22 protein-coding genes and 1 riboswitch are annotated in these 24,855 nt (G+C 68.7%); of the genes, 7 read left to right on the top strand and 15 right to left on the bottom strand.

The window, feature by feature from the left end:
• Positions 1–9: 9 nt before the first annotated feature.
• On the top strand, positions 10–408 hold the full coding sequence (locus tag Q5H91_RS00795) for a hypothetical protein (protein WP_305171328.1): 399 nt from the start codon (positions 10–12) through the stop codon (positions 406–408).
• On the top strand, positions 405–782 hold the full coding sequence (locus Q5H91_RS00790) for a hypothetical protein (protein WP_305171327.1): 378 nt from the start codon (positions 405–407) through the stop codon (positions 780–782). The genes Q5H91_RS00795 and Q5H91_RS00790 overlap by 4 nt, the downstream gene beginning before the upstream one ends.
• 143 nt (positions 783–925) lie before the next feature.
• Here Q5H91_RS00790 and hslU read toward each other — a convergent pair whose 3' ends face one another.
• The 3 genes from hslU to phaR all read right to left on the bottom strand — a co-directional run bounded on the left by hslU (position 926) and on the right by phaR (position 3,518).
• On the bottom strand, positions 926–2,224 hold the full coding sequence (hslU, locus tag Q5H91_RS00785; protein ID WP_305171326.1) for an ATP-dependent protease ATPase subunit HslU: 1,299 nt from the start codon (positions 2,222–2,224) through the stop codon (positions 926–928).
• Between the two features lie 93 nt (positions 2,225–2,317).
• Positions 2,318–2,881, bottom strand: coding sequence for an ATP-dependent protease subunit HslV (gene hslV, locus Q5H91_RS00780; RefSeq protein ID WP_305171325.1), 564 nt, complete (start codon positions 2,879–2,881; stop codon positions 2,318–2,320).
• 58 nt (positions 2,882–2,939) lie between these two features.
• On the bottom strand, positions 2,940–3,518 hold the full coding sequence (gene phaR / locus Q5H91_RS00775) for a polyhydroxyalkanoate synthesis repressor PhaR (RefSeq protein ID WP_305171324.1): 579 nt from the start codon (positions 3,516–3,518) through the stop codon (positions 2,940–2,942).
• A 71-nt stretch (positions 3,519–3,589) separates the two neighbouring features.
• Between phaR and Q5H91_RS00770 the strand changes: the two genes are divergently transcribed.
• The 3 genes from Q5H91_RS00770 (at position 3,590) to Q5H91_RS00760 (ending at position 9,013) form a co-directional block, all read left to right on the top strand.
• Entirely contained in the window at positions 3,590–4,582 is a 993-nt protein-coding gene (locus tag Q5H91_RS00770; RefSeq protein WP_305171323.1) for an alpha/beta fold hydrolase, read from the top strand.
• A 29-nt stretch (positions 4,583–4,611) separates the two neighbouring features.
• Positions 4,612–5,793 carry an acetyl-CoA C-acetyltransferase gene (locus Q5H91_RS00765; RefSeq protein WP_305171322.1) on the top strand — a complete coding sequence of 394 codons (1,182 nt, stop codon included), beginning with the start codon at positions 4,612–4,614 and terminating at the stop codon, positions 5,791–5,793.
• A 238-nt stretch (positions 5,794–6,031) separates the two neighbouring features.
• Positions 6,032–9,013, top strand: coding sequence for a TonB-dependent receptor domain-containing protein (locus Q5H91_RS00760; RefSeq protein ID WP_305171321.1), 2,982 nt, complete (start codon positions 6,032–6,034; stop codon positions 9,011–9,013).
• 57 nt (positions 9,014–9,070) lie between these two features.
• Here Q5H91_RS00760 and alr read toward each other — a convergent pair whose 3' ends face one another.
• The 12 genes from alr to Q5H91_RS00700 form a co-directional block, all read right to left on the bottom strand.
• Complete coding sequence (gene alr, locus Q5H91_RS00755; RefSeq protein WP_305171320.1) at positions 9,071–10,105, bottom strand: alanine racemase; 1,035 nt, start codon at positions 10,103–10,105, stop codon at positions 9,071–9,073.
• 32 nt (positions 10,106–10,137) lie between these two features.
• Positions 10,138–10,890 carry an ABC transporter ATP-binding protein gene (locus tag Q5H91_RS00750; RefSeq protein ID WP_305171319.1) on the bottom strand — a complete coding sequence of 251 codons (753 nt, stop codon included), beginning with the start codon at positions 10,888–10,890 and terminating at the stop codon, positions 10,138–10,140.
• Positions 10,881–11,849, bottom strand: a complete 969-nt coding sequence (locus Q5H91_RS00745) for a FecCD family ABC transporter permease (protein WP_305171318.1) — start codon at positions 11,847–11,849, stop codon at positions 10,881–10,883. The genes Q5H91_RS00750 and Q5H91_RS00745 overlap by 10 nt, the downstream gene beginning before the upstream one ends.
• Positions 11,846–12,634: an ABC transporter substrate-binding protein gene (locus Q5H91_RS00740; RefSeq protein WP_305171317.1), complete on the bottom strand. Its 789-nt coding sequence runs from the start codon at positions 12,632–12,634 to the stop codon at positions 11,846–11,848. Before Q5H91_RS00740 ends, Q5H91_RS00745 begins: the two co-directional genes overlap by 4 nt.
• On the bottom strand, positions 12,634–14,505 hold the full coding sequence (locus Q5H91_RS00735; RefSeq protein ID WP_305171316.1) for a TonB-dependent receptor plug domain-containing protein: 1,872 nt from the start codon (positions 14,503–14,505) through the stop codon (positions 12,634–12,636). Before Q5H91_RS00735 ends, Q5H91_RS00740 begins: the two co-directional genes overlap by 1 nt.
• A gap of 103 nt (positions 14,506–14,608) precedes the next feature.
• Positions 14,609–14,806, bottom strand: a riboswitch (cobalamin riboswitch).
• Positions 14,807–14,977: 171 nt separating this feature from the next.
• Positions 14,978–15,487, bottom strand: a complete 510-nt coding sequence (gene coaD, locus Q5H91_RS00730) for a pantetheine-phosphate adenylyltransferase (protein ID WP_305171315.1) — start codon at positions 15,485–15,487, stop codon at positions 14,978–14,980.
• Positions 15,484–16,383: a polyprenyl synthetase family protein gene (locus Q5H91_RS00725; protein WP_305171314.1), complete on the bottom strand. Its 900-nt coding sequence runs from the start codon at positions 16,381–16,383 to the stop codon at positions 15,484–15,486. The genes coaD and Q5H91_RS00725 overlap by 4 nt, the downstream gene beginning before the upstream one ends.
• 7 nt (positions 16,384–16,390) lie before the next feature.
• Complete coding sequence (locus Q5H91_RS00720) at positions 16,391–16,636, bottom strand: exodeoxyribonuclease VII small subunit (protein ID WP_305171313.1); 246 nt, start codon at positions 16,634–16,636, stop codon at positions 16,391–16,393.
• Between the two features lie 188 nt (positions 16,637–16,824).
• Positions 16,825–18,513 (bottom strand): long-chain-fatty-acid--CoA ligase, encoded by a 1,689-nt coding sequence (locus tag Q5H91_RS00715; RefSeq protein ID WP_305171312.1) that lies wholly within the window; start codon positions 18,511–18,513, stop codon positions 16,825–16,827.
• A 38-nt stretch (positions 18,514–18,551) separates the two neighbouring features.
• Positions 18,552–20,219 carry a GGDEF domain-containing protein gene (locus Q5H91_RS00710; RefSeq protein ID WP_305171311.1) on the bottom strand — a complete coding sequence of 556 codons (1,668 nt, stop codon included), beginning with the start codon at positions 20,217–20,219 and terminating at the stop codon, positions 18,552–18,554.
• A gap of 100 nt (positions 20,220–20,319) precedes the next feature.
• On the bottom strand, positions 20,320–22,638 hold the full coding sequence (clpA, locus tag Q5H91_RS00705) for an ATP-dependent Clp protease ATP-binding subunit ClpA (RefSeq protein WP_305171310.1): 2,319 nt from the start codon (positions 22,636–22,638) through the stop codon (positions 20,320–20,322).
• An 83-nt stretch (positions 22,639–22,721) separates the two neighbouring features.
• Positions 22,722–23,006: a DUF1192 domain-containing protein gene (locus tag Q5H91_RS00700; RefSeq protein ID WP_370655193.1), complete on the bottom strand. Its 285-nt coding sequence runs from the start codon at positions 23,004–23,006 to the stop codon at positions 22,722–22,724.
• Between the two features lie 10 nt (positions 23,007–23,016).
• Between Q5H91_RS00700 and Q5H91_RS00695 the strand changes: the two genes are divergently transcribed.
• On the top strand, positions 23,017–24,000 hold the full coding sequence (locus Q5H91_RS00695; protein ID WP_305171309.1) for an NAD(P)H-quinone oxidoreductase: 984 nt from the start codon (positions 23,017–23,019) through the stop codon (positions 23,998–24,000).
• A gap of 147 nt (positions 24,001–24,147) precedes the next feature.
• A complete protein-coding gene (locus tag Q5H91_RS00690) occupies positions 24,148–24,834 on the top strand; it encodes a DUF1013 domain-containing protein (protein WP_305171308.1) in 687 nt (228 codons plus the stop codon).
• Positions 24,835–24,855 lie beyond the last annotated feature (21 nt).

Here is a 24,855-nt window from a genome sequence, read left to right as displayed (position 1 = left end):
ATGACGGCGATGCTCCTCCCGCTCACGGCCGGCTGCGCCGCCGGCGGCGCGCCCGCCGACAAGGTGCCGGCGGGGCAGCAGGTGTCCTACAATGACGGCAAGACGCTGGATCAGGCGCTGACCGGGCTGGTGCCGGGCAAGCCGGTGTCGTGCCTGCCGCTGAACCCGTCGCCGCCGAGCAGCGGCTATGGCAGCACGATCCTCTACCGCTACAGCGCCAAGCGCATCTACCGCAACGACCTGGGTCCGGGCTGCGAGGGGATCGGGCGCGGCGACATCCTCGTGACGTCCAATCCGATCGGCCGATCATGCCGCGGCGACATCATCCGCACCGTCGACCGCACCAGCGGCATCACCACCGGCGGTTGCGCGTTCAACGACTTCACCCCCTATGAGGCACCACGATGAGCCGGGCGCGACTGATCCCACTGGCCGCGCTGATCGTTGCCGCACCGATCGCGGCAGCACCGCGCGATCCCTTCGCCGGGCGCGTCGCCGGCCCGCCGCAGCGCTGCATCACCATATCGCCCAATCTGGGCGGCACGGTGATCGACCGGGATACCATCATCTATCAGGGCAATGGCGGCAGGATCTGGCGCACCGGCCCGACCGGCACCTGCCCGTCGCTGCGCCCGATGACGACGCTGATCGTCCAGATCTATGGCGGACAGCTGTGCGAGAACGACCGGTTCAGCACGATCGAACCGGGGATGAGCATCCCGTCGCCGCAGTGCCGGTTCCGACCCTTCGTGCCCTATACGCGCGTGAAGACGGGGAAGTAGGTTAGAAATTCCTCCCCTGTAAGGGGAGGGGGACCGCCGGCGCAGCCGGTGGTGGAGGGGTGTCGCCGCCATCGAGAGGGGGACACCCCTCCGTCAGCCCTTCAGGCTGCCACCTCCCCTTGCAGGGGAGGATTTGAGAGAAGCTACAGCACGAACCGGCTGAGATCCGCATTCCGCGCGATACTCGCCAGCTGCTTGTCGACATAATCCGCATCGATCGTCAGCGTCGCGCCGGCGCGGTCCTCGGCGTCGAAGCTGACCTCTTCCAGCAGCTTCTCCATCACCGTCTGCAGGCGACGTGCGCCGATATTCTCGACCTGCCCGTTCACCTCGGCGGCGATGCGCGCGACCGCGGCGATACCGTCGGCGGTGAAGTCGATGGCCACGCCCTCGGTGCCGAGCAGCGCGCGGTACTGCGCGGGCAACGACGCCTTGGTGTCCGACAGGATCGCGACGAAGTCCGCCTCGGTCAGCCCTTTCAGCTCGACCCGGATCGGCAGGCGGCCCTGCAACTCGGGCAGCAGGTCCGATGGCTTGGCGACATGAAACGCGCCGCTGGCGATGAACAGGACATGGTCGGTCTTCATCGGCCCGTATTTGGTCGCGACCGTCGTACCCTCGATCAGCGGCAGCAGGTCGCGCTGCACGCCCTCGCGGCTGACCGAGCCGCCGCCGCGATGCTCGGACATGGCGATCTTGTCGATCTCGTCGAGGAAGACGATGCCGTTCGCCTCGGCGTCCGCCAGCGCGGTGCGGTTGACGTCGTCCTGGTCCAGGCGCTTGTCGGCCTCTTCCTCGACCAGCTTCTCCCACGCCGCGCGCACCGGCAGCTTGCGCCGCTTCAGCTGCTGGCCACCGCCGAACGACTTCATCATCTCGGTCAGGTTTATCATCTGCGGCGCACCGCCCGGCACGTCGAAGGGCATGGACGGTGCCTGTTCCAGCTCGATCTCGATTTCGGTGCGGTCGAGATGGCCGTCGGCAAAGCGCTGGCGGAAGCTCTCTCGGGTCGCCTGGCTCGAATCCTTGCCGACCAGCGCGTCGAGCAGGCGGTTCATCGCCGCATCCTCGGCCTTGTCCTTCACCGCGACGCGGCGGCGTTCCTTCTCCAGCCGGATCGCCTCCTCGACCAGGTCGCGCGCGATCTGCTCGACGTCGCGGCCGACATAGCCGACCTCGGTGAACTTGGTCGCCTCGACCTTCACGAAGGGCGCGTCGGCCAGCTTCGCCAGCCGCCGGCTGATCTCGGTCTTGCCGCAGCCGGTGGGGCCGATCATCAGGATGTTCTTGGGCGTCACCTCGTCGCGCAGGTCGGCGGAGAGCTGCTGGCGACGCCAGCGATTACGCAGCGCCACCGCGACCGCGCGCTTGGCGTCACGCTGTCCGATAATGTGCGCGTCGAGCGCGGCGACGATAGCCTTGGGGGTCAGGGAGTCGTTCATAAAACCTCGTCATCCCGGCAAAGGCCGGGATCTCGTGCCGCCAGGGCACGCTCTGTTACGGAGAGACCCAGCCTGCGCCGGGGTGACGTGTGGTCAAGACGCCGCGTCCAGCGCCTCGATGGTCAATCGGTCGTTGGTGTAGACGCAGACCTCGGCGGCGATCGCCATCGCCTTGCGCGCGATCGTCTCGGCATCCGCCTCGTAATCGACCAAAGCCTTCGCGGCGGCGAGCGCGTAATTGCCGCCCGATCCGATCGCCGCCACGCCCGCTTCGGGTTCCAGCACGTCGCCATTGCCGGTCAGGATCAGCGTGACCTCCTTGTCGGCGACGATCATCATCGCCTCCAGGTTGCGGAGGAACTTGTCGGTGCGCCAGTCCTTTGCCAGCTCGACCGCGGCGCGCAGCAGCTGGCCCTGATGCTGTTCCAGCTTGCGCTCCAACCGCTCGAACAGGGTGAAGGCGTCGGCGGTCGCGCCGGCGAATCCGCCGATCACGCTGCCGTCGCCCAGCCGGCGGACCTTGCGCGCGTTAGGCTTCATCACGGTCTGGCCCATCGAGACCTGACCGTCGCCGGCGACGACGACCTTGCCGCCGCGCCGGACCGAACAGATGGTGGTGCCATGCCAGGTCGGCATGGAAGTGTCGTTCCCGCTCATGCCCGCCGATGTAGGGCGCGGGGCGCCATCGTCAACGCGCACCCGGCCGGTCGGACGGTCAGTGGGCGAGCTTGTCGACCTTGTTCTGCAACTGCGCGAGTTCCGCCTTCAGCGCGGCGATCTCGTCGTCCTTGGCGGCGTGTTCGGTCGCGGGCTCGGCCGCGGCCGGCGTCTCGGCAACCGACGGGGCAGCGGTCGCATTCGGGGCTACCGGCTTGAACGCCTCGAACATCGCCATGTTGCGGCGGGCCATCTCGGCGAAGGGCGAGTGGGCCAAGGCCCCCTCCACCGCGGTGCGGAACTGTTCCTGGTTGCGGCGGAAGCTGTTCATCGACGCCTCCAGATAACCTGGCACCATCGCCTGCATCGAGTCGCCGTACATCGAGATCAGCTGGCGCAGGAAGCTGACCGGCAGCATCGACTGCCCCCGCCCCTCTTCCTCCATGATGATCTGCGTCAGGACATTGTGCGTTATGTCGTCGTCGGTCTTGGCATCTACGACCTTGAAGTCGCGACCTTCGCGGGTCATCGCCGCGAGATGTTCGAGGGTGATGTAGGAAGAGGTTTCGGTGTTGTAGAGGCGGCGATTGGCGTATTTCTTGATGATGACGCTGCCACCTGCATTCTGCTTTTTCATGGCTCCCCCCGATTATGTCGTCTGAAAGTCCTACTCCGATCGATGACGCGCCGCAACATGCCCCGCGGCCCTTGCCACTGTTCCTCTCCATGCTGCGCAGCGAAACTGCAGCATCGCCCGATCGGCTGACGGCGGCGCTGACCGGGCTGCACGTCTATCAGCAGGCGGAACGCGCCCCCGCCCCGCCGCCGCTACCGGCCGAGCGACGCCACGGTCGCGCGCGCCTGACCGGCACCGGCGGAGCCGGGCGGCCGGTGGTACTGGTGCCGTCGCTCATCAATCCCGCCGCGATCCTCGACCTGTCGGAGGAGGTGTCGCTGCTGCGCGCGCTGGGTGCGGCAGGGATGCAGGCGTGGCTGCTCGACTGGGGGACACCGTCCTCGGATGAGCGGGCGATGGATGTCGGCGACCATGTCCGCGACCTGCTGCTGCCGCTGATCGAGCAGCTCGACGCGCCACCGGTGCTGGTCGGCTACTGCATGGGCGGCACCATGGCCTGGGCCGCCGCCTCGCTGACGCCCGTCGCCGCGGTCGCGACGATCGCCGCGCCGTGGCGCTTCGCCGGCTATGGCGCGGCGCGGCCGACGATGGCGGAGCATTGGGAGAGTGCCCGCGCCGCCTGCGATACGCTGGGGCTGGTGCCGATGGAGGTGTTGCAGGCCGGCTTCTGGCGGCTCGATCCGCAGCGTACCGTCGACAAGTACATCGCGTTCGGACGCCTCGCGCCCGACTGCGCGGCGGCATGCGCCTTCGTTCGGCTGGAGGACTGGGCCAATGCCGGCGCGCCGCTGACCTTTGCGGCGGGACGCGAGCTGTTCGACGACCTGATCGCGCGCGACCTGCCGGGCAACGGCAGCTGGTTTGGCGACCCGCGGCGCCTGCCCTGCCCCACGGTCGAGTTCGTCTCCACCACCGACCGCATCGTTCCCGCCGCCACCGCCGCCGGGCTGGCCGACCGCCGCGAGCTGAGTGCCGGCCATGTCGGCATGGTGATCGGCCGCGGACGCATGACGCTGTGGCGACCGCTGATCGACTGGATCACGGCGCTGCCAGCGACTAGATAGGGGCAGATCCATCCCGAGAGGACTGTTCCATGACCGCCCCCAACGACGTCGTCATCATCGCCGCCAAGCGCACGCCCGTGGGCAGCTTCCTCGGCGCCTTCGCCGCGACTCCCGCGCACGAACTGGGGCGCGTGGCGATCGAGGCGGCGCTGGAGCAGGCCGGTGTGTCCGGCGACGAGGTGTCGGAGGTGATCCTGGGCCAGGTGCTCACCGCCGCGCAGGGGCAGAACCCGGCGCGCCAGGCGTCGATGGCGGCCGGCGTGCCCAAGGAGGTGCCCGCCTGGGGCGTCAACCAGGTCTGCGGCTCCGGCCTGCGCGCGGTCGCGCTGGCGGCGCAGGCGGTGGCGACGGGCGACGCGACGATCGTCGTCGCCGGCGGCCAGGAATCGATGTCGCTCAGCCCGCACGCGCAGACGATGCGCGGCGGCACCAAGATGGGCAATGTCAGCCTGGTCGACACGATGGTGCATGATGGGCTGACCGACGTCTTCAACGGCTATCACATGGGCATCACTGCCGAGAACCTTGCCGAACAGTATCAGGTGACCCGCGGCGATCAGGACGCCTTCTCCGTCCGCTCGCAGAACCTCGCCGAGAAGGCGCGCGGCGAGGGTCGCTTCAAGGACGAGATCGCGCCGGTCACCATCAAGGGCCGCAAGGGCGACACCGTCGTCGCCGACGACGAATATATCCGCGCCGGCGCGACCGTAGAGGGCGTCTCCGGCGTCCGTCCTGCCTTCAAGAAGGACGGCACCGTCACCGCCGCCAATGCCAGCGGCCTGAACGACGGCGCCGCCGCGATCGTCGTCACCACCCGCGCCGAGGCCGAGAAGCGCGGCGCCCCCGTACTCGCCACGATCAAGAGCTGGGCTTCGGCCGGGGTCGACCCGTCGGTGATGGGCATCGGCCCGGTCCCCGCCACCCGCCGCGCGCTGGAAAAGGCCGGCTGGACGGTAGGCGACCTCGACCTGATCGAGGCGAACGAGGCGTTTGCCGCGCAGGCGCTGTCGGTCGGCAAGGAACTCGGCTGGGATGCCGACAAGGTCAACGTCAACGGCGGCGCCATCGCCATCGGCCACCCGATCGGCGCCAGCGGCGCGCGCGTGCTGACCACCCTGATCTACGAGATGGGCAAGCGCGACGCGAAGAAGGGCTTGGCGACGCTGTGCATCGGCGGCGGCATGGGCATCGCGATGTGCCTGGAACGGTGATTGTAACAAAATTGCGGCCAATACATCGATTAAGGAACATACGCATTTGCTTAGTAACTTTTCTGTCACATAGCCGGATAAAAGTGCGATAGATTATTAGGACGATATTGCGCTAAAAGATGCGACACGCTTTCTTCCAGTGAGCGGCAGCGAGCCGCCCTCTGGGGGTAAGTGAATGAGATTGACGCGTTTGTTGGGCGCTTCTGCGCTTGTATCCACCTTGCTGATCGCCGCGCCCGTGCTGGCCCAAGCGGGATCCACGACCAGCGACGGCCAGGTCGCACCGGATCAGCCGACCGCCCCGACGGGCGATGTAACCGAACGGCTGAATTCGGACGGGAGCAATCGCAACGACGAGATTGTCGTCACCGGCTCGCGCATCAAGCGTCGCCCCGGCGCGATCGCCGACTCGGTGCTGGTCATCGGGCGCGACGAAGCGACGCAGGCCGGCTTTAGCACCACGACCGACCTGCTGCAGAGCACGGCGATCACCAATGGCACGTCGCAGATCAACAATGCCTATGGCGGCTACGTTACCAATGGCGGCCCCGGTGCGAACACCCTGTCGCTGCGCGGCGTGGGCGCATCGCGCACGCTGCTGCTGCTGAACGGCCGGCGGCTGGCGCCCTCGGGCTCGCGCGGCGCAGTCGGCTCGGCCGATCTGAACTCTCTGCCCAGTTCGGTCGTCGACCGGGTCGAGGTGCTGAACTCGGGCGCCTCGTCGATCTACGGTTCGGATGCCGTCGCGGGCGTCGTCAACATCGTGACCCGCACGGTCGAGGGCATCGAGCTGAACGGCGAGGTCAATGTGCCGGAGGTCGGCGCCGGGGTGCAGCGCCGCGTGGCGCTTGCGTTCGGTCACAAAGCGGACAATTTCCGCTTCACCGGCGCCCTGGAATATTACAAGCGCGACGACCTTACCTTCGGTGATCGGGGCTTCACCCAGTGCCAGACCCAGTATCGCAACACCGCCGGCGGTGGTGCGCCGGGTAGCGGCGACCTGATCGATCCGCTGACGGGCGTGTCGAAATGCTATCCGACCGGCAACACCGGCGAGAATGGCGTGACGATCAACACGCTGGGCACGCGCGCTTTCGCGGGCAATACCGTGTTCCTCGCCCCCGGTGTTCCGGCCGGTTACGGCACGCTGCCGACCTCGGCAGGGTTCGGTACGATCGCACAGCAGGTCTGCAACCGCTTTCGTCCTAACGCCAGCGTCACCACCGGCGCGCTGCCGGGCTATGAGTGCGTCGGCGGTGGCCTGCTCGGCCTGAACATCCGCGATACCAACCCGTCCACGCTGCTCAACCAGTCGCTGATCTCGCCGACGGAGAACTTCAACGGCTTCCTGACCGGCGCTTATGAGCTGAACCGGCTGGGCGATGCGGAACTGTATGCCGAGTTGCTGGTCAATCGCCGCAAGTCGAGCCAGCTTGGCCAGCGCCAGCTGAGCATCGACTACAACCAGGGAAGCCTGCTGCTGCCGGATAACCTGCGCAACAACACCTTCTTGGCCTATTCGGCAGCGGGTACGCCCACCGGCATCCCCGGCACACCGGTCGCGGCGCGGGCCTTCACCAACTACGGCAATTACGACAATCGCCAGACCGTCGATTTCGTGAAGATCGGCGGCGGCCTGCGCGGCAACCTGCCGGCGAGCTGGAGCTATGACCTGTACGTCAGCCGGTCATGGTCGGATTCGGAGTACACCACCGATCTGGTGCTGACCAACCGTCTGGCCCAGAGCCTGGACGTCGTCGCGTCGGGCGGTGGCTTCGCCTGCCGCAACCCGATCGGCGGCTGCGTCGCCGCGCCGGCACTGAACGCCGCCACCATCGGCGGTGCCTTCCCGCGCAGCTGGATCGACTACATCACCGCCCCGGTGACCGGCACGACCAAGTTCCGCGAGACGGTCTACTCGGCGAACGTCACCGGTCCGCTGTTCAAGCTGCCCGGCGGTTCGGTCCAGGCGGCGATCGGCTTCGAGCAGCGCGAGCAGAGCATCGACGACACGCCGGCCGAGGACAGCCAGAACAACAACCTCTACTCGTTCACCTCGTCGTCGATCACGCGCGGCAAGGACCGGGTGCGGGAAGTTTACGGCGAGCTGGAAGCGCCGATCCTGCACGAGCAGTTCATCTATGATCTGACGCTCACCGGGTCGGCCCGCTACACCGACTATCGGTCGTACGGCAGCAACACGACGTGGAAGTTCGGCGGCACGCTGGCCCCCGTGCGGTGGCTGACGCTGCGCGGTACCTATGGCTCGTCGTTCCGCGCGCCGCAGCTGTTCGAACAGTTCCTGGGCGCCACCACCGGCTTCCAGGCGTCGACGACCGACCCCTGCAACAACCTGAGCGCCAACACCGCGGCGATCCGCCGCACCAACTGTCTGGCCGACGGCATCCCGTTGGGCTTCGTTGCGACCTCGGGCGTGACGGTGAACCAGCGTGGCGGTGCGGATTCGGGCCTGTCGTCGGAGACGTCGACCAACCTGAACCTGGGCGGCGTGTTCGAGCCGCGGTTCGCGAACGGCAGCTTCTCGTTCTCGGCCGACTATTTCCGTCTGAAGATCAAGGACGGCGTCAGCCAGCTGAGCTTCGCAACCGTGCTGAGCCAGTGCTACGACTCGGTCGAGTTCCGGCAGAACAGCGTCTGCAATTTGGTTCAGCGCAGCGTCGCTGCGCCGTACCAGCTCAGCGTCACCACCGGGTACGTCAACATATCGAACTACAAGCTGACAGGCATCGACTATACCGCCCGCTTCGCACATGATGTCGGCCCTGGCCGGTTCCGCCTGAACGCCCAGGTGACGCAGTTCTTCGATCGCATCAACCTGAACCTGCCGACCGACCCCAGCGTCAACCTCATCGGGCTGATCGCAAACCCGAAGTTCTCGGGCGTGTTCGACGCTGGCTACACCTATGATCGGTGGAACGTCCGCTATGGCGTGGAGTGGACCGACGCGACCGACAGCACCGACTATCTTGAGGCTGACGACACGTACAACTTCAAGACGAAGGACTATTTCATCCACACGCTGTCGATGAACTATCGTGCCGACAATTTCGGCCTGACGTTCGGCGTCCGCAACCTGCTCGACAAGGATCCGCCGCAGATCTCGTCGGGTGCGTACAACCGGGTCGGCAATGCCCCGCTGTACAGCGGATACGACTATGTCGGCCGGACCTTCTTCGCGAGCGTGACGACGAAGTTCTGATCGACAGACGATCGTCTTTCGGGGACCGGAGCGGCGACGCTCCGGTCCCTTTTTTCATCAGCGCCAATACCGCTCGAACCGCTGGCCCAGCCCTGTCAGCAGCTCGTACTGCGACATGCCGGACACGGCCGCCGCCGCCGGCAGGTCGTGGCGGATCGCGATCCAGTCGCCTTCCTCCAGCGCCGCACCGCCGATGTCGAGCGCGACCAGGTCCATCGACACGCGACCGATCACGGCCAGCGGCGCATCGCCGGCCCGGGCTACGCCCCGATCCGAGAAGCCGCGCCAATATCCGTCCGCATAGCCCAGATTGACGATCGCCACCTCGGTCGCGCGCGCGGCGGTCCAGGTCGCGTTGTAGCCGACCGTCTCGCCGGGCTCGACCCGCCGCCGCTGCAACACCTGTGCCTCGATCGTTGCTACGGGCCGGATCAGATCGGCCATCTCCGGCCGTGGAACGCCGCCGTACAGTGCCAACCCCGGACGGGTCAGGTCGAAGCCGTAATCGGCCCCCAATGCGATCCCCGCCGAATTCGCCAGGCTCATCCGCCGCGCACCCACCCGCCCCGCCAGCGCCGCGAAGCGCGCGCGCTGCGCCGCGTTCATCGGGCTATCCTCGTCGGCGCAGGCGAGGTGGCTCATCAGCGTGTCGATCGCCAGGCCGTCGAGCAGGCCGGCGCCGACCTCATCCAGCGACACGCCCAGCCGGTTCATGCCGGTATCGACCATCACATCGCACGCGCCGCCGCCGGCCGCCCGCCAGCGCGCGACCTGCGTCGCCGTGTTGAGGACGGGACGCGCCACGCCGCTCAGCGCCGCCGCCATGTCCTCCGTGCGGACGCCGTGGAGGACCGCCAGCGGCAGTTCCAGCGGCGCCAGCGCGACGGCCTCTGCCCAGGTGGCGACGAAGAAGTCACGGCAGCCGGCCTCGGCCAGGCGAGCCGCAACGCCTGCTGCGCCCAGCCCATAGCCGTCCGCCTTGATGGCCGCGCCGCAGGCCGCCGGGCCGCTCAGCCGGTCGAGCGCGCGCCAGTTGGCGACGAGCGCGGCGGTGTCGAGCCGGAGGCGGGCGGGCACGGGAAGGTCGATCATCGCCAGCGGCATAGGCGCAGCGGCGCGCTCCGTCATCCTCCCAGCCGGCCGAGTGGCACCGGCAGGTGCCGCCCGTCGCGCTCGATCAGCGCCACTTCGACGCCGAACACGCGGCCGACCAGTTCGGGGGTCAGCACCAGCGCTGCCGGCCCGAACGCGGCGACCCGGCCCGTGTCGAGCAGCAGCACGTCGTCGGCGATCCGCGCCGCCTGAACCAGGTCATGGAGCACGACGACTACCCCCATCCCCTCGCGCGCGACCTGGCGCAGGCGATCGAGCATGTCGATCGCGTGGGCGGGATCGAGGCTGGCGAGCGGCTCGTCCGCCAGCAGCCAGCGCGGCTCGCCAGCGAGCACGCGGGCGAGGAGCACGCGCGAGCGCTCGCCGCCCGACAGCTCACCGACCGGTCGATCGGCCAGATCAGCGGTATCGGTCAGGCACAATGCGGCGCCGATCGCGCGCGGGCAGCGATCGCCGTGCGGCATCCGGCCGAGCGCGACGACGTCGTCCACGCGCATGTTCCAGTGGACCACGGCGTCCTGCGGCAAATAGCCGATCAGCCGCGCCCGCTCGCGCGGATCGAGGGCAGCGACCATGCGCTCGTCCAGCCGCACCTCGCCCCGATGCGGCAGCAGCGCGGCCATCGCCTTGACCAGCGTGGACTTGCCGGCGCCGTTGGGACCCAGCACCGCCGTGATCCGTCCGGGCCGGAAGGCGGCATCGACGTCATGCAGCACGGTACGGCGACCGAGCGCGACGGAGAGGCCCTGCACCGTCAGCGCCACGCCGACCCCCGCGCACCGAGCAGCAGGAAGAGGAAGAAGGGTGCGCCGATCATCGCCATCGCCACGCCCAGCCGCACCTCGCCCGCCCCCGGTGCCAGCCGGACGAGACTGTCGGCGGCGAGCAGCAGCGCCGCGCCGCCGAGCGCGGAGGGCAGCAGCAGCGCACCCGGCCGATGCCCGAACAGCGGCCGCAGCAGGTGCGGCACGACCAGCCCGACGAACCCGATCACCCCGGTCGCCGCCACCCCTGCGCCGACTGCCAGCCCGGTGCCCGCGACCACCAGCGCCCGCGTCCGTCCTGCGTGGATGCCGAGCGACGCCGCCGCCACCTCGCCCAGCGCCAATGCATCGAGCGCCGGTGCGGTGCGCCACAGCAGCGCCGCGCCGACCGCCATCGGCGGCAGCGCCAGCGCGACATCGGGCCAGCCGCGGTCGGTCAGCGCGCCCATCAGCCAGTCCATGATCTCGGCGACCGCATAGGGATTGGGCGCGACCGAGATCAGGAAGGCGGTCAACGCTCCAGCCAGGCTCGCGAGCACGGTGCCGGCGAGGACGAAGGTGACGGTCGAATCGGATCGCCAGGTCAATGCGGCGAGCAGCGCCATCGCTGCCGCGGCACCGGCAATGGCGGCCGCGAAGACGGTCGCCCCGCCCGCCGCCCCTGCCACCAGCGCGGCAACCGCGCCGAGTGCGGCGGCAGAGGACACGCCGACGACGCCCGGATCTGCGAGCGGGTTGCGCAGATAGCCCTGCAGCACCGCCCCCGACAGCCCCAGCACCGCGCCGAGCGCCAGCGCGAGAACGGCACGGGGCAGGCGCAGGTCGACGATGATCCACCAGCGCGGATCGCCATCGAGCCACGCACCGGGCGGTACCCACGCCTTGCCGCAGGCGAGCGAGCCGAGGAACAGCAGCGCGACCAGCAGGCCGAGCATCGCCAGGCGCATGCTCCGCGTCATGCCGCCGCCCTGATCGCGGCAAGCCGGCGCAGCGCCGGTGCGATCGCCGGACCGCCGCAATTGACCAGCGCGCGCGGAAAGCGGACGACCGGCGTATCGGGCAGCAATCGCTGCCGCAGCGCCGCGGCGCGGCCATCGGCCGGGGCGAGGATCACATCCGGCGGGCGGGCGACGATCGTCTCGGCGGGCAGCCGGCCGGTGAAGGTCAGGCCGTAACGCGCCGCCGCGTTGGTCAGCCCGACATGGCGCATCATCGCGTCGAGCAGCGTGCCGCCGCCGTTCGCCAGATCGCCGGCGATGTAGAGCAGCGCCGTCGGGCGGCGCGTGCCGGGCGGCGGCGCGGTGTCGTGCAGCGCCACCTCGATCGCCGCGACCTCGCGCTCGCCTGCGGCCTTGGCACCCACCGCCGCGGCGAGCTGGCGCAGCTGCGCCTCGCTCGCCGCGATCGTCTGCGGCGCGTCGAGGTAGAGCGTCTTCAGCCCGGCGCGTGCATAGGCGTCGCGGGTCGCGGGCGCGGTGAAGCTGCTGGCGACGACCAGGTCGGGGGCGAGCGCGATCACCTCCTCGGCCGTCCCCGCAGTGGCATGGAACCGGCGCGCCAGGTCCAGGGGGATCGAGGTGGCGGCCGGGTCCTGCGAGTAATGGCTGATCGCGGCGATGCGGGCGGGCGGCAACAGCCGCACCAGCATGGCGTCGGCGCAGGGATTGACCGACACGATCCCCCCGCCCCCCGGAATGGCCGGAGCGCAGCCTGCCAGCAGGAGGGCGGGGAGGACGTGGCGCATCAGCCCAGCTTCACCCGCACGCCTCCATAGGCGGCCCGGCCGAACACGCCGTAGCCGGTGACGACGCGGTAATCCTCGTCGAACAGATTGTCGACGCGGCCATAGATCGACAGCCGCTCGGCGATCGGCAGCTCGGCACGGATACCTGCCAGCACATAGCCGTCGAGCCGCACGGTATTTGCCGCATTGTCGAAACTGTCGCCGATATGCGTCACGGTACCGCCGACCGACAGGCCGAACGGGAAGCGATAGTCGATGTTGGCGGTCACCGTCTGGCGTGGGCGGCGCAGCAGGTCGCGACCGAAATTCGCGCCCGGCGACCGGTTCTCACTGTCGATATAGCTGTAATTGCCGGTGAAGGTCAGCGCCTCGACCGGCTTCAGCGCGATCTCGAACTCCACACCCTGCGCGCGCGCGCGGGCGATGTTGCCATAGGTGAAGGTGCCGAGGTCGAAGTCGATCTGGTTGCGCGTGTTGCGGTGGAACCACGTCGCGCCGACCCGCGCCGCACCGCCCAGGAACGACTGGCTGACGCCGACATCGACGTTGCGCGCCGTCTCCGGCCGCAGCGCCTCGTTGCCGATGCTGCTGTACAGCTGATAGAGCGACGGCGCCTTGAACCCCTCGCCATAGCTGGCGCGGATCGTCGTCCCCTCGCCCAGCGCCAGCGCCGCGTCGGCGCCGAAGGTGGTGCGGTCGCCGAAGCGGCGATGATCGTCATAGCGGACTCCGCCGGTCACCGTCAGCGCGGTGATCGGCTTCACGATCAGCTCGCCATAGACGCTGGTGATGCCGGTCTTCTCGACCGTGTCGCCGTCGCGGTAGCGGCTGTCCTCATGCTCGGCCCCGGCGATCAGGCGCGCCTGCTCGACGATGCGGAAATCGCCCTGATATTCATAGCGCTGCGACCGGCCGCGACCGCCGAAATAGGGCTCGGCGCTCGCCTGGGTCAGGTAGTTGTCGCGGTTGATGTCGGCGATGGTGAAGGCGGCGCGGTTGCGCAACCGGCCATCGGCGGTATCGGCATGGACGCCGGCATAGCCATAGATTTCCTGCGACTTGGAATATTCGTCGGCATCGATCAGGCCATAGGGCGGGCTGTTCGAGAAGCCGTCGATCTGCGCGCGGCTGTGCGCGTACCAGCCGCGCAGGTCGATGCCGATGCCCGGCGCGATCTCCAGCCCCAGCCGGCCATTGGCGCCGTACTGGCGATATCCGTCGCGCTCGCTGCCGCTGGCGGCGGCGGAGATGCCATCGGTGCGCAGGAAGCCGCCGGTCAGCGATCCGCTGAGCGCGCCGGTGCCACCCGCCACGCCGGCGCTGGCGAACGCCTGGTCGGCATAGCCGTATTCGGCATTGGCGCGCGCCGAGAAGCCCTCGGTCGGAGCACGGGTGATGATGTTGACGACGCCGCCGATCGCCTGGCTGCCCCAGGGCACCGAGTTCGGCCCGCGCAGGATCTCGACCCGCTCGACCGAGGAGGAGAGCAGGTTGGCGAAGTCGAAGCCGCCGCCGGGCGCCGACGGATCGTTGACGCGCACGCCGTCGATCACGACCAAAGTCTGGTCGGCCTCGGCCCCGCGGATGCGCAGGCTGGTCTGGCCGCCGATCGACCCGGTCCGGGTCACGGTCACGCCGGGGGTGGTGGCGAGCAGGTCGGCGATGACCACGGTCTGGCGGCGCTCGATCTCGTCGCGGTTGATGACGGTGATCGCCTGCCCGACCTCGCGCACCGACTGTTCGGCGCGGGCGGCGGTGACGACGATCTGGTCGTCACCACTGGTCGTGGCAGTGGTTTCGGGCTGGTCCAGGCTCTGCGCGGCGGCGGGTGCGGCCAGCAGGGCGGTGGACAGCAACAGGTATTTCAGCATCGGGCACGTCCTCGTCACGGCCGTGCGCACCATTGCGCCCGGCCGGGGGGCGTCGCTCGCTCGAGGATATAGCCTCGTCCGCTCCGGTGCTCCCGCCGGCGCGATGGATCGACCGTGACGGGCAGGTCTCCTGGCTTCCGGGTCGTCGCGCATCGCCCTGCCTTCCCGGTTCTCACCAGTGGCATCGTCGGGCGGCGGCTCGCCGGTCACAGTTGCGGGGACAGCGCCGGGTTCGCGGACATCCGCTCACCGGCTTCCCTTTTGATCCTCATCACGAGGAACCCGTCACGCCGCCGCGGTTAGCCGCACGGGCGGCACGGGTCAACGTTCCTCAAAGATCCTCCCCGGCACGGGGAGGGGGACCGCCGCGAAGCGGTGGTGGCGGGGGCTCTCCCCAAGCGCTCCGCGCGTGGCGATCCCCCTCCACCACCAGCCTACGGCTGGCGGTCCCCCCCCCCTGGCAGGGGAGGATTTAAGGGGTGCCCCTGCGCCCCAGCGTCTCGACGCGAGCGACCAGATCCTGGCACACCGTCGGCGTCACGAATTTCGACACGTCGCCACCATAGAGCGCGATCTCCTTGACCAGCCGGCTGGCGATCGGCTGGAGCGCGACATCGGCCATCAGGAACACCGTCTCCACGTTGCGGTTCAGCTGCTGGTTCATGCCGGCCATCTGATATTCGTACTCGAAATCGGCGACCGCGCGCAGCCCGCGAACGATCACCGTCGCCCCCTCGCGCGTGGCGAAATCCATCAGCAGCGAATCGAACGCGACGACGTCGATCGCCGCCGGGATGCCGGCGACCTCGCGGCGTACCGTCTCCATCCGCTCGGCAAGGGTGAACATCGGCGACTTGGACGGGTTGGTGGTGACGCCGACGACCAGCCGGTCGACCAGGGTCGCGCCGCGCCGGATGATGTCCATGTGACCCAGCGTCAGCGGGTCGAAGGTGCCGGGATAGACGCCGATCCGGGCCGTCACCGGTCGCGTTCCACCACGTACCGCGCGATCGCCCGCAGCAGGTCCGCCTCTGGCCCATAGGAGCGCAGGTGGCCGACCGCCTGTTCGACCAGCATCCGGCACTGCTCGCGCGCACGGTCGACGCCCAGCAGCGACAGGAATGTCTCCTTGCCCGCCTCGCCATCCTTGCGCAGCGTCTTGCCGACCAGCGCCTCGTCGCCCTCGACGTCGAGCAGGTCGTCGGCGATCTGGAAGGCGAGGCCCAGATCATGGGCATAGCCGCGCAGGTGCGTCCGCCCTTCCGGCGGCACGCGGCCCAGGATCGCCCCCGCCTCGACGGCGGCACAGATCAGCGCGCCGGTCTTCATCTGCTGCAAGCGGGTGACGGTCGGCAGGTCGAAGCGCGCGCGCTCTGCCTCCAGATCCATCATCTGCCCGCCCGCCATGCCTGAAGGACCGGCGGCGCGCGCCAGATCCAGCACCAGCTCGGACCGGACGAACGGATCGGCATGGGTGCGCGGATCGGCCAGTACCTCGAACGCCAGCGCGTGGAGGCAGTCGCCGGCCAGGATCGCGGTCGCCTCGTCGAACGCCTTGTGGACGGTCGGCTTGCCGCGACGCATCGCGTCGTCGTCCATCGCCGGCAGATCGTCATGGATCAGCGAATAGACGTGGATCGCCTCGATCGCGGTGCCGACCAGCGCGGCGCAGTTGCGATCGACCGCGAACAGGTCGGCGGTCGCCATCACCAGCAGCGGGCGCAGCCGCTTGCCGCCGCCGATCGCGGCGTGGCGCATCGCCTGGTACAGGCCGGCGCGCGGATCGTCGGGGACGGCCAGCAGCGTGTCGAAACGGCGGTCGATCTCTGCGCCGACATCGGCGACGGCGTCGGTCAGCAGCATGGGCAGGCTGGTCATCGCAGGATCAGCCGGCGGCAAAGGGGCGCGTGCCGGCGGGCTTGCCCTCGGCATCCAGCCGGATCGCCTCGATCCGGGCCTGCGCCGCGTCGAGCCGGTCGGCACAGCGCGCGCGCAGCCGGTCGCCCCGCTCATAGAGGCGGATCGATTCGTCGAGCGTGGCGTCGCCGCTTTCCAGCCGGCCGACGATCCGCTCCAGTTCCTTCAACGCGTCCTCGAACGAGAGGTCGTCCACCGGCGTGTCATTATCCATGCCCGCGCTATGCGGCATGGGGTTTCGGGTGGCAAGGATCGGGTCAAAGCTCCTCCCCCTGCACGGGCAGGAGAACGCCGCGAAGCGGTGGTGGAGGGGTGTCCGCGCTGGCGAGACGATGCGCACCTTCGACCGGCGACACCCTCCGTCTGCCCTGCGGGCTGTCACCTCCCCTTGCAGGGAGGGATTTATGTGTCCGCCAGCACCTCGGCGAGCAGGTCCTTGCGACTCAGTTTGCCGATCATGGTCTTGGGCAGGGCGTCGCGCACCACCACGGCATCGACCCGCTCGTGCCGGCCGAGCTGCGGGTTCAGCCAGGCGCACAGCGTCTCACCGGTCACGGCCATGTCCTGTTCGAGCACCACATAGGCGCGCGGGTGCTCGCCGCGATACGGGTCCGGCAGGCCGATGACGAGCGCCTCCTTGATCGCCGGGTGGTGGTGCAGGATCGCCTCGATCTGGCTGGGAAAGACCTTGAAGCCGCTGACCGCGATCATGTCCTTCAGCCGGTCGACCACCCGCACGAAGCCATCCGCGTCGATCGCGCCGACATCGCCGGTGCGCAGCCAGCGGCGGCCCTCGGCGTCGGTGACGAACACCTCCGCATCGGCGTCAGGGCGGTTCCAGTACCCCTTCATGATCTGCGGGCCCGACACCGCGATCTCGCCCGGTTCGCCCGGCGGCGCGGCGCGGGTGGGGTCTTCCTTGTCGAGCAGGCGGATCGCGGTGCCGGGCACCGGCTGGCCGATGCTGCCCGCCCGCCCCTCACCCTGATACGGGTTGCACGACACCACGCCGGAGCTTTCCGACAGGCCGTACCCCTCGACCAGCGTGGCGCCGGTCACACTGCGGAACTTCTCCTTCAACTCCACCGCCAGCGGCGCGCCACCCGATACGCAGATGCGCAGCGACGAGAAGTCGGTCGCCGCCGTCTTCGGATGGTCGAGCAGCGCCTGGTACATGGTCGGCACACCCGGCATCGACGTCGCCTTGGTCCGGTGCAGCGCCGCCAGCACCTGCCCCGCCTCGAAGCGCGGCAGCATCACGATCTCGCCGCCGGTCAGCACGGTGCGGTTCAGCACGCAGGTATTGGCGAAGACGTGGAACAGCGGCAGCACCCCCATGATCCGGTCGACGGTCTTGCCGCGCTCCGGATCGAGCCCGGCGACCTGCTGCGCATTGGCGGCGAGGTTGCGATGGGTCAGCATCGCGCCCTTGGGCACGCCGGTCGTGCCGCCGGTATACTGGATCAGCGCGACGTCGCGATCGATGTCGATCGCCGGCGTGGCGCAGGTGCCCCGGTTGGCGATCAGGCGAGAGAAGGCGATGACCCGCTCGTCGCGCGGGGGCGTCGTCACCTCCGCACGGCGCATCAGGCGGTAGAGGATCGACTTGGCGGGCGGCAGCGCGCCCGCGATCGAACCGACCACCAGCCGCTCCAGCGCGCTGCGCTCCAGCACCGCCAGCGCGGTCGGCAGCAGCGCGGTCGCCGACAGGGTGAATAGCAGCCGCGTGCCTGAGTCCGCCACCTGATCCGCCAGCTCCGCGGCCGTGTAGAGGGGCGAGAAGTTCACTACCGTCGCACCCAGTTTCAGGATGCCGTAATAGGCGGCTAGGTAATGGGGGACATTGGGCAGGAACAGCCCGATCCGGTCGCCCGGCCCATAGCCCAGCGCCGCCAGCCCGCACGCCACCCGGTTCGCCCCGTCCAGCGTCTCGGCATAGCTGTAGTGCCGCCCCATGAAGTCGATCAGCGGCGCGGCGCCATGCCGTTCTGCCGATCGCTCAAATAGGGCGATCATCGACTGTGGCTCGGGGCTCCAGTCCCAGGCGACGGGGTGGCGGTAATGGTCGGCCCAGGGCTGCGCGTCGGTCATTTACATTGGTGTAAGCAGGGTCGCGATGCTGCGCAACATCACGCCGCGAACGACAGGGTGGCGGCGTCCCTCGCCCGGTCGCGCCCGGCGGCCTTGGCGGCGTAGAGCGCACGGTCGGCCTGGCGATAGAGCGACTTCCAGTCCGTCTCGCGCAGCAGCGGCCCCGAACAGGTGCCGATGCTGGTGGTGACCCGCATGTCGTACGGCATCCGCGCACTGCGCAGCGCATGCAGGATAGCGCCGGGCACCATGCCGGCATCGGCCGGGGCGACGACGGCGAACTCCTCCCCGCCGAGTCGCGCAACCAGCGCGCCGGCGGGCACTGCGGAGACGAGGGTGCGCGCGAAGCTGCGCAGCACCTCGTCGCCGCCGTCATGGCCGATCGTCTCGTTGACGCCCTTGAAATGGTCCAGGTCGGCGATCAGCAGCGTCTGCTCGCCCGCCTGCCCGATCGCCTGGTGCAGGAACGCGCGGCGGTTGAGCAGCCCGGTCAACGGATCGGCATCGGCCAGCGCGCGGGCGACCAGTTCCTGCTCGCGGGCATGGTCACGCTGTCGCTGGAGAAGGCGCAGGCGATAGGCGATGCCGATGCTCGACAGCAGCGCTTCCAGGCCCATCGACATGATCGTCGACTGGTCGAGCCAGAAGGACCAGCCGATCCAGCCCAGCCCGTGCGCGACGCGCAGGCCCGAGCAGACGATCGGCACGCCCCAGGCGATCGCGAACAGCCACAGATAGTTGCTGCGCTGCCGCCACGCCTGGATCAGCACGGCCGGGACCAGCAGGATCAGCAGGACGTAGCTGGCGGTGACGAAGTGATCCAGCGTCAGGATGTGCCGCGGCGCCAGCACCGCAAAGGCCATGTTCGACACCAGCAACCCGGCAATGACCCCATGCGCGACAAGGCCGAGCCAGCCGGCGAATACCCGCCGCTCGAAGAAATACCGCGCGAACATCAGCACCGACGACGCGCAGATCGCGAGCAGGATCGCGTTCAGCCGCAGCCGGTCGTTATTGTCGAGCAGCGGTAACCAGCGGCTGAGCATCCCCGATGTCGAGGCGGCATAGGCGAGCAGGCTGGCGAGCAGCCCGCAATACGCCGCCTGGAACGCCTGTCGCAGCGCGACGAGCAGCGCGAGATTGTAGATCAGCAACCCGCCGATCAGCCCGGCGAACGCGGCGTAGAAGGTGCCCAGCGCCAGTTCCGCGCGGCGGCTGTCGGCCGCGGTGCCGACATTGGCGCCCAGGATGATGCCGCGCAGATTGCCCGCCCCCTCGACATGCCACAGCAGCCGCACCGCCGGCACGGCACGCTGCGACACGGGCAGCTCGATCCGCGTGCCCATGCCCATCCGCGCGCTCGTCGTCGCGCTGGTAAACCCGGTTCGACGTATGGCGCCGTCGGCATACAGGATATGAAGCGTGACCCGATCCTGCCACACACTGGCACTCCGCACCACATCCACCGGCTCGCCCGACAGCGGCGCCGAGATGACCCAGAAATTGCCCGGACCATAGAAGCGCTGCGGCGTGGCGCACTCGAACCGGTCGGGCCGGGCGAACAGCGCAGCGGGGGTCATGCCAGTGGCCGCGGGAAGGACGCACAGGGCGATGTCGCGGCCGCCCGGAGCCGCCGCCCATGCCGGTTGCGTCCATGAGACGACAAAGGCCAGCGCCAGCGCCAGCCTCCCGATCCATCGCGTCATCCCGCCAACCATGACGAACGCCTAGGAGGCATTGGCGAAAAAATGGTGAATTTAGGAGATATCGGGATCGCTCCGCGGCCCCGATATCCTCTGGCTCGGGCTATTCCGCTGGCGCGGGCGTAGCCTTGCCGCCCTTTTTCTTCGGCTTCTTCGGTGCGGCCGGCTCGATCGCGAACGACAGCGCGCCGTCCTTCATCCGCACCGTCACCTCGCCGCCATGGACCAGCTTGCCGAACAGCAGCTCCTCGGCCAGCGGCTGCTTGATCTTCTCCTGGATCAGCCGCCCCATCGGCCGCGCGCCATAGAGCTTGTCATAGCCCTTCTCGGTCAGCCAGCTCTTGGCCGCATCGTCCAGGTTGATGTGGACGCCGCGGTCCGCCAGCTGCAATTCCAGCTGGAGGATGAACTTATCGACCACCCGGGCGACCACCTCGGTCGGCAGGTAGCCGAACGGAACGATCGCATCGAGGCGGTTGCGGAACTCGGGCGTGAACAGCTTCTGGACCGCCTGCTCGTCCTCACCCTCGCGGCTGAGATTGCCGAAGCCCAGCGTCTCGCGCGCCATGTCGGACGCGCCCGCATTGGTCGTCATGATGAGGATGACGTTGCGGAAATCCACCGTCTTGCCGTGCTGGTCGGTCAGCCGGCCATTGTCCATAACCTGCAACAGGATGTTGAACAGGTCCGGATGCGCCTTCTCGATCTCGTCGAGCAACAGGACGCAGTGCGGCTGCTGGTCGACCGCATCGGTCAGGAGCCCACCCTGGTCGAACCCGACATAGCCCGGAGGAGCACCGATCAGCCGGCTGACCGAGTGGCGCTCCATATACTCGCTCATGTCGAAGCGCTGGAGCGGAATGCCCAGAATCGACGCCAACTGCTTGGCGACCTCGGTCTTGCCGACGCCGGTCGGGCCGGTGAACAGGTAGTTGCCGATCGGCTTCTCCGGCTCGCGCAGGCCGGCGCGGGCCAGCTTGATCGCCGACGACAGCTTCTCGATCGCGGCGTTCTGGCCGAACACCACCCGCTTCAGGTCCGTCTCCAGCGTGGCGAGTGCCAGCTTGTCATCGGTCGACACCGATTTCGGCGGGATACGTGCCATGGTCGCGATGACCTGCTCGATCTCCTTGGGCGTGATCGTCTTCTTGCGCTTGTTGGCGGGCACCAGCATCTGCATCGCGCCCACCTCGTCGATCACGTCGATCGCCTTGTCGGGCAGCTTGCGGTCGTTGATGTAGCGCGCCGACAGCTCGACCGCCGACTTGATCGCATCGGGCGTATACTTGACCGAGTGATGCTCCTCGAACGCCGAGCGCAAGCCCGCCAGGATCTTGATCGTGTCCTCGACGGTCGGCTCGTTGACGTCAATCTTCTGGAACCGGCGCAGCAGCGCACGGTCCTTCTCGAAATGGTTGCGGAACTCCTTGTAGGTGGTCGACCCGATGCAGCGGATCGTGCCGCCCGACAGCGCCGGCTTCAGCAGGTTCGACGCGTCCATCGCACCGCCGCTCGTCGCGCCGGCGCCGATCACGGTGTGGATCTCGTCGATGAACAGCACCGCATGCGGCAGCTTCTCCAGCTCGTTCACCACCGCCTTCAGCCGCTCCTCGAAATCGCCGCGATAGCGGGTACCGGCGAGCAGCGCGCCCATGTCGAGCGAGTAGATCACGGCTTCCTTCAGCACGTCGGGAACTTCGCCCTCGACGATCTTGCGCGCCAGGCCTTCGGCGATCGCGGTCTTGCCGACGCCGGGATCGCCCACGTACAGCGGGTTGTTCTTCGACCGGCGGCACAGGATCTGGATCGTCCGATCCACCTCCGGCCCACGCCCGATCAGCGGATCGACCTTGCCGATCTTTGCCTTCTCGTTGAGATCGACGGTGAACTGCTTCAGCGCACTTTCCGTCTTGCCCTTCTCCTGTGCCTTGGCGGGCTTCTCCTCCTCGGCGCCCTTGGGGGTCGATGCCTCGGTCGCGGCGCCGCCCTTGCCGACGCCGTGGCTGATGAAGCTGACGGCATCCAGCCGGCTCATGTCCTGCTGCTGCAGGAAATAAACGGCATAGCTCTCGCGCTCGCTGAACAGCGCGACCAGCACGTTGGCGCCGGTTACCTCGTCGCGGCCGGATGACTGGACGTGCAGGATGGCGCGCTGGACGACGCGCTGGAATCCGCTGGTCGGCGAGGGATCGGTGGCGGACTCGACCTTCAGCGCGTCGAGTTCGGTGTCGAGATAATGGGCGACGGTCGTCTTCAGTTCGCCGATATCGACGTGACAGGCGGTCATCACCTTGGCCGCATGCTCGTCGTCGACCAACGCCAGCAGCAGATGCTCCAGCGTGGCATATTCGTGGCGGCGCGACGACGCGGCTTCGAGCGCCTTGTGCAGCGTGGTCTCGAGCGCGGGGGCGAAGGATGGCATTCGCAGTTACTCCAGACGGACCCGGATGGGGGCCCCGTTGCCCATTATGTCGGGATGCGCAGGCGCGGCATCAAGTTTGGACCCTAAGTTCGGAATAGCGCATCCGCGCTTGCGCGCTGGTTAACCGCATGTTGCATCCGGCGGCGGGTCCGCGCGATCTCCGCCTCCAGCGCGGCGACCCGCGCCGCCAGTTCCTCCTGCGACAGTGGGTCCAGGTCCTCGGCCGTCAGCGCGGCCAGGGTGTCGCTGCGCCGCCGGGGTGCGTCGTCGATCTCCATGCAGCACAGCGTTGACCCGCCGCAGGTCGTTGTCAATAACGCCGACACCAGATCGGGGCTGGGCAAGCGGGGGCAGATGATGGCGGGCATTCCGACGACGATGACGGCGATCGATCCGGAGTCTCCGGGCGGACCAGAGGTGTTGCGCCCGGTCGAGCGGCCGGTGCCGCAGCCGGGTCCGGGCGAGGTACTGGTCCGCGTCGCCGCGGCCGGCGTCAACCGGCCCGAGGTGATGCAGCGCCAGGGCAAATACCCGCCGCCCCCCGGTGCGCCCTCGATCCTCGGCCTCGAACTGTCGGGCACGATCGTCGCGCTCGGCGAGGGGGTGGAGCGCGAGCGGCTCGGCGAGCCGGTCTGTGCGCTGGTCGCCGGCGGCGCCTATGCCGAATATGCGGTGGTACCGGCCGGACAGTGTCTGCCGGTCCCGGCCGCGCTGTCGATGGTCGAGGCGGCGGCCATGCCCGAGACGCTGTTCACCGTCTGGACCAACCTGTTCGAGCGCGCCTTCGCGAGCGAGGGCGACATCGTCCTCGTCCATGGCGGCACCAGCGGCATCGGCACGATGGCGATCAAGCTCGCCAACCTGTTCGGGCTCCAGATCATCGTGACCGCCGGATCGCCCGAGAAATGCGCGGCGGCTCGCGCGCTCGGTGCCGATCACGCGATCGACTACAAGGCGGGCGACTTCGTCGAGGAGGTGCTGCGGCTGACCGGCGGCAAGGGCGTCAACGTCGTGCTGGACATGGTCGGCGGCGATTATGTGCCGCGCAATCTGAAATGCCTGGCCGATGACGGCCGCCACGTCTCGATAGCGGTCCAGCGCGGCGCGAGCGCGGAGGTGCCGTTGTTCGAGATCATGCGCCGCCGCCTGACCCTGACCGGATCGACGCTGCGCGCGCGTTCCACCGCGTTCAAGTCGCTGGTCGCCGACGAGATTCACCGCTCGGTCTGGCCACATGTCGAGGCCGGACGACTGAAGCCCGCGCTCGACCGCACCTACCCCCTCGCCGACGCGGCCGAGGCGCACGCCCGCATGGAAGCCGGCGACCATTTCGGCAAGATCGTGCTGACGATCGAAAGCTGACCGGATGCCCCCCCCCTGCAAGGGAGGATCAAAGCGGAACGGCCCGGACCTGCTCCACCTTGCCACCACGCGTCGCAGAGCGTACATCACCCTCATGCACGGCCGCTCCGCAAGGGGCGGCCCTTATTGTTTGTACGGAGTTCCGCCGTGGCCCAGCCGCTGATGCCCCATGCGACCGCTTCCTGGCTGGTCGACAATACCTCGCTCTCCTTCCCGCAGATCGCCGAGTTCTGCGGCCTGCACGTCCTGGAGGTGCAGGCGATCGCCGACGATACCGCCGCGACCAAGCTGACCGGCCGCGACCCGGTCCGCGCGCATGAGTTGACGCAGGACGAGATCGACAAGGGTCAGGCCGACCCGAACTACGTGCTGAAGATGATTAAGGGGCCCGAGCAGGTCCGCCGCACCAAGGGTCCGCGCTACACCCCGGTGTCGAAGCGCCAGGACAAGCCCGACGGCATCGCCTGGATCATCCGCAACCATCCGGAAATCTCCGACGGTGCGATCGGCAATCTGATCGGCACCACCCGCACCACCATCGCCGCGATCCGCGACCGCAGCCACTGGAACATCGCCAACATCACGCCCAAGGACCCGGTGACGCTGGGCCTGACCAGCCAGCGCGAGCTGGACGCCGCCGTGACCAAAGCCGCCAAGGCCGCGGGCACCGAGGCGCAGCCGACCGATACGCGCCTGGAGGGCGACCGCGACGCCCTGATCGCCCAACTCCATGCCGAGCGCGAACAGTCCGCCCGCGACGCCCAGTCCGCCCTCCACGGCGACGATCCCGCCGCCCAGGCGCGCGCGTTGTTCGACGACCCGTTCCGCCGCTGATCCGGCGATCGACCCTCGTCA

Origin of the sequence: Sphingomonas aurea (assembly GCF_030678875.1) — a bacterium.
GTDB lineage: Bacteria > Pseudomonadota > Alphaproteobacteria > Sphingomonadales > Sphingomonadaceae > Sphingomonas > Sphingomonas aurea.
The sequence above is the reverse complement of the archived record's forward strand: the minus strand, read 5'-3'. Positions and strand labels throughout refer to the sequence as shown.

Coding starts and splice junctions, on each gene's coding strand:
- Q5H91_RS00795 (WP_305171328.1), top strand. CDS start 10: ATGCTCCTCCCGCTCACGGCCGGCTGCGCCGCCGGCGGCGCGCCCGCC.
- Q5H91_RS00790 (WP_305171327.1), top strand. CDS start 405: ATGAGCCGGGCGCGACTGATCCCACTGGCCGCGCTGATCGTTGCCGCA.
- hslU (WP_305171326.1), bottom strand. CDS start 2,224: ATGAACGACTCCCTGACCCCCAAGGCTATCGTCGCCGCGCTCGACGCG.
- hslV (WP_305171325.1), bottom strand. CDS start 2,881: ATGAGCGGGAACGACACTTCCATGCCGACCTGGCATGGCACCACCATC.
- phaR (WP_305171324.1), bottom strand. CDS start 3,518: ATGAAAAAGCAGAATGCAGGTGGCAGCGTCATCATCAAGAAATACGCC.
- Q5H91_RS00765 (WP_305171322.1), top strand. CDS start 4,612: ATGACCGCCCCCAACGACGTCGTCATCATCGCCGCCAAGCGCACGCCC.
- alr (WP_305171320.1), bottom strand. CDS start 10,105: ATGATCGACCTTCCCGTGCCCGCCCGCCTCCGGCTCGACACCGCCGCG.
- Q5H91_RS00745 (WP_305171318.1), bottom strand. CDS start 11,849: ATGACGCGGAGCATGCGCCTGGCGATGCTCGGCCTGCTGGTCGCGCTG.
- Q5H91_RS00740 (WP_305171317.1), bottom strand. CDS start 12,634: ATGCGCCACGTCCTCCCCGCCCTCCTGCTGGCAGGCTGCGCTCCGGCC.
- Q5H91_RS00735 (WP_305171316.1), bottom strand. CDS start 14,505: ATGCTGAAATACCTGTTGCTGTCCACCGCCCTGCTGGCCGCACCCGCC.
- Q5H91_RS00725 (WP_305171314.1), bottom strand. CDS start 16,383: ATGACCAGCCTGCCCATGCTGCTGACCGACGCCGTCGCCGATGTCGGC.
- Q5H91_RS00720 (WP_305171313.1), bottom strand. CDS start 16,636: ATGGATAATGACACGCCGGTGGACGACCTCTCGTTCGAGGACGCGTTG.
- Q5H91_RS00715 (WP_305171312.1), bottom strand. CDS start 18,513: ATGACCGACGCGCAGCCCTGGGCCGACCATTACCGCCACCCCGTCGCC.
- Q5H91_RS00710 (WP_305171311.1), bottom strand. CDS start 20,219: ATGACGCGATGGATCGGGAGGCTGGCGCTGGCGCTGGCCTTTGTCGTC.
- clpA (WP_305171310.1), bottom strand. CDS start 22,638: ATGCCATCCTTCGCCCCCGCGCTCGAGACCACGCTGCACAAGGCGCTC.
- Q5H91_RS00700 (WP_370655193.1), bottom strand. CDS start 23,006: ATGCCCGCCATCATCTGCCCCCGCTTGCCCAGCCCCGATCTGGTGTCG.
- Q5H91_RS00695 (WP_305171309.1), top strand. CDS start 23,017: ATGACGGCGATCGATCCGGAGTCTCCGGGCGGACCAGAGGTGTTGCGC.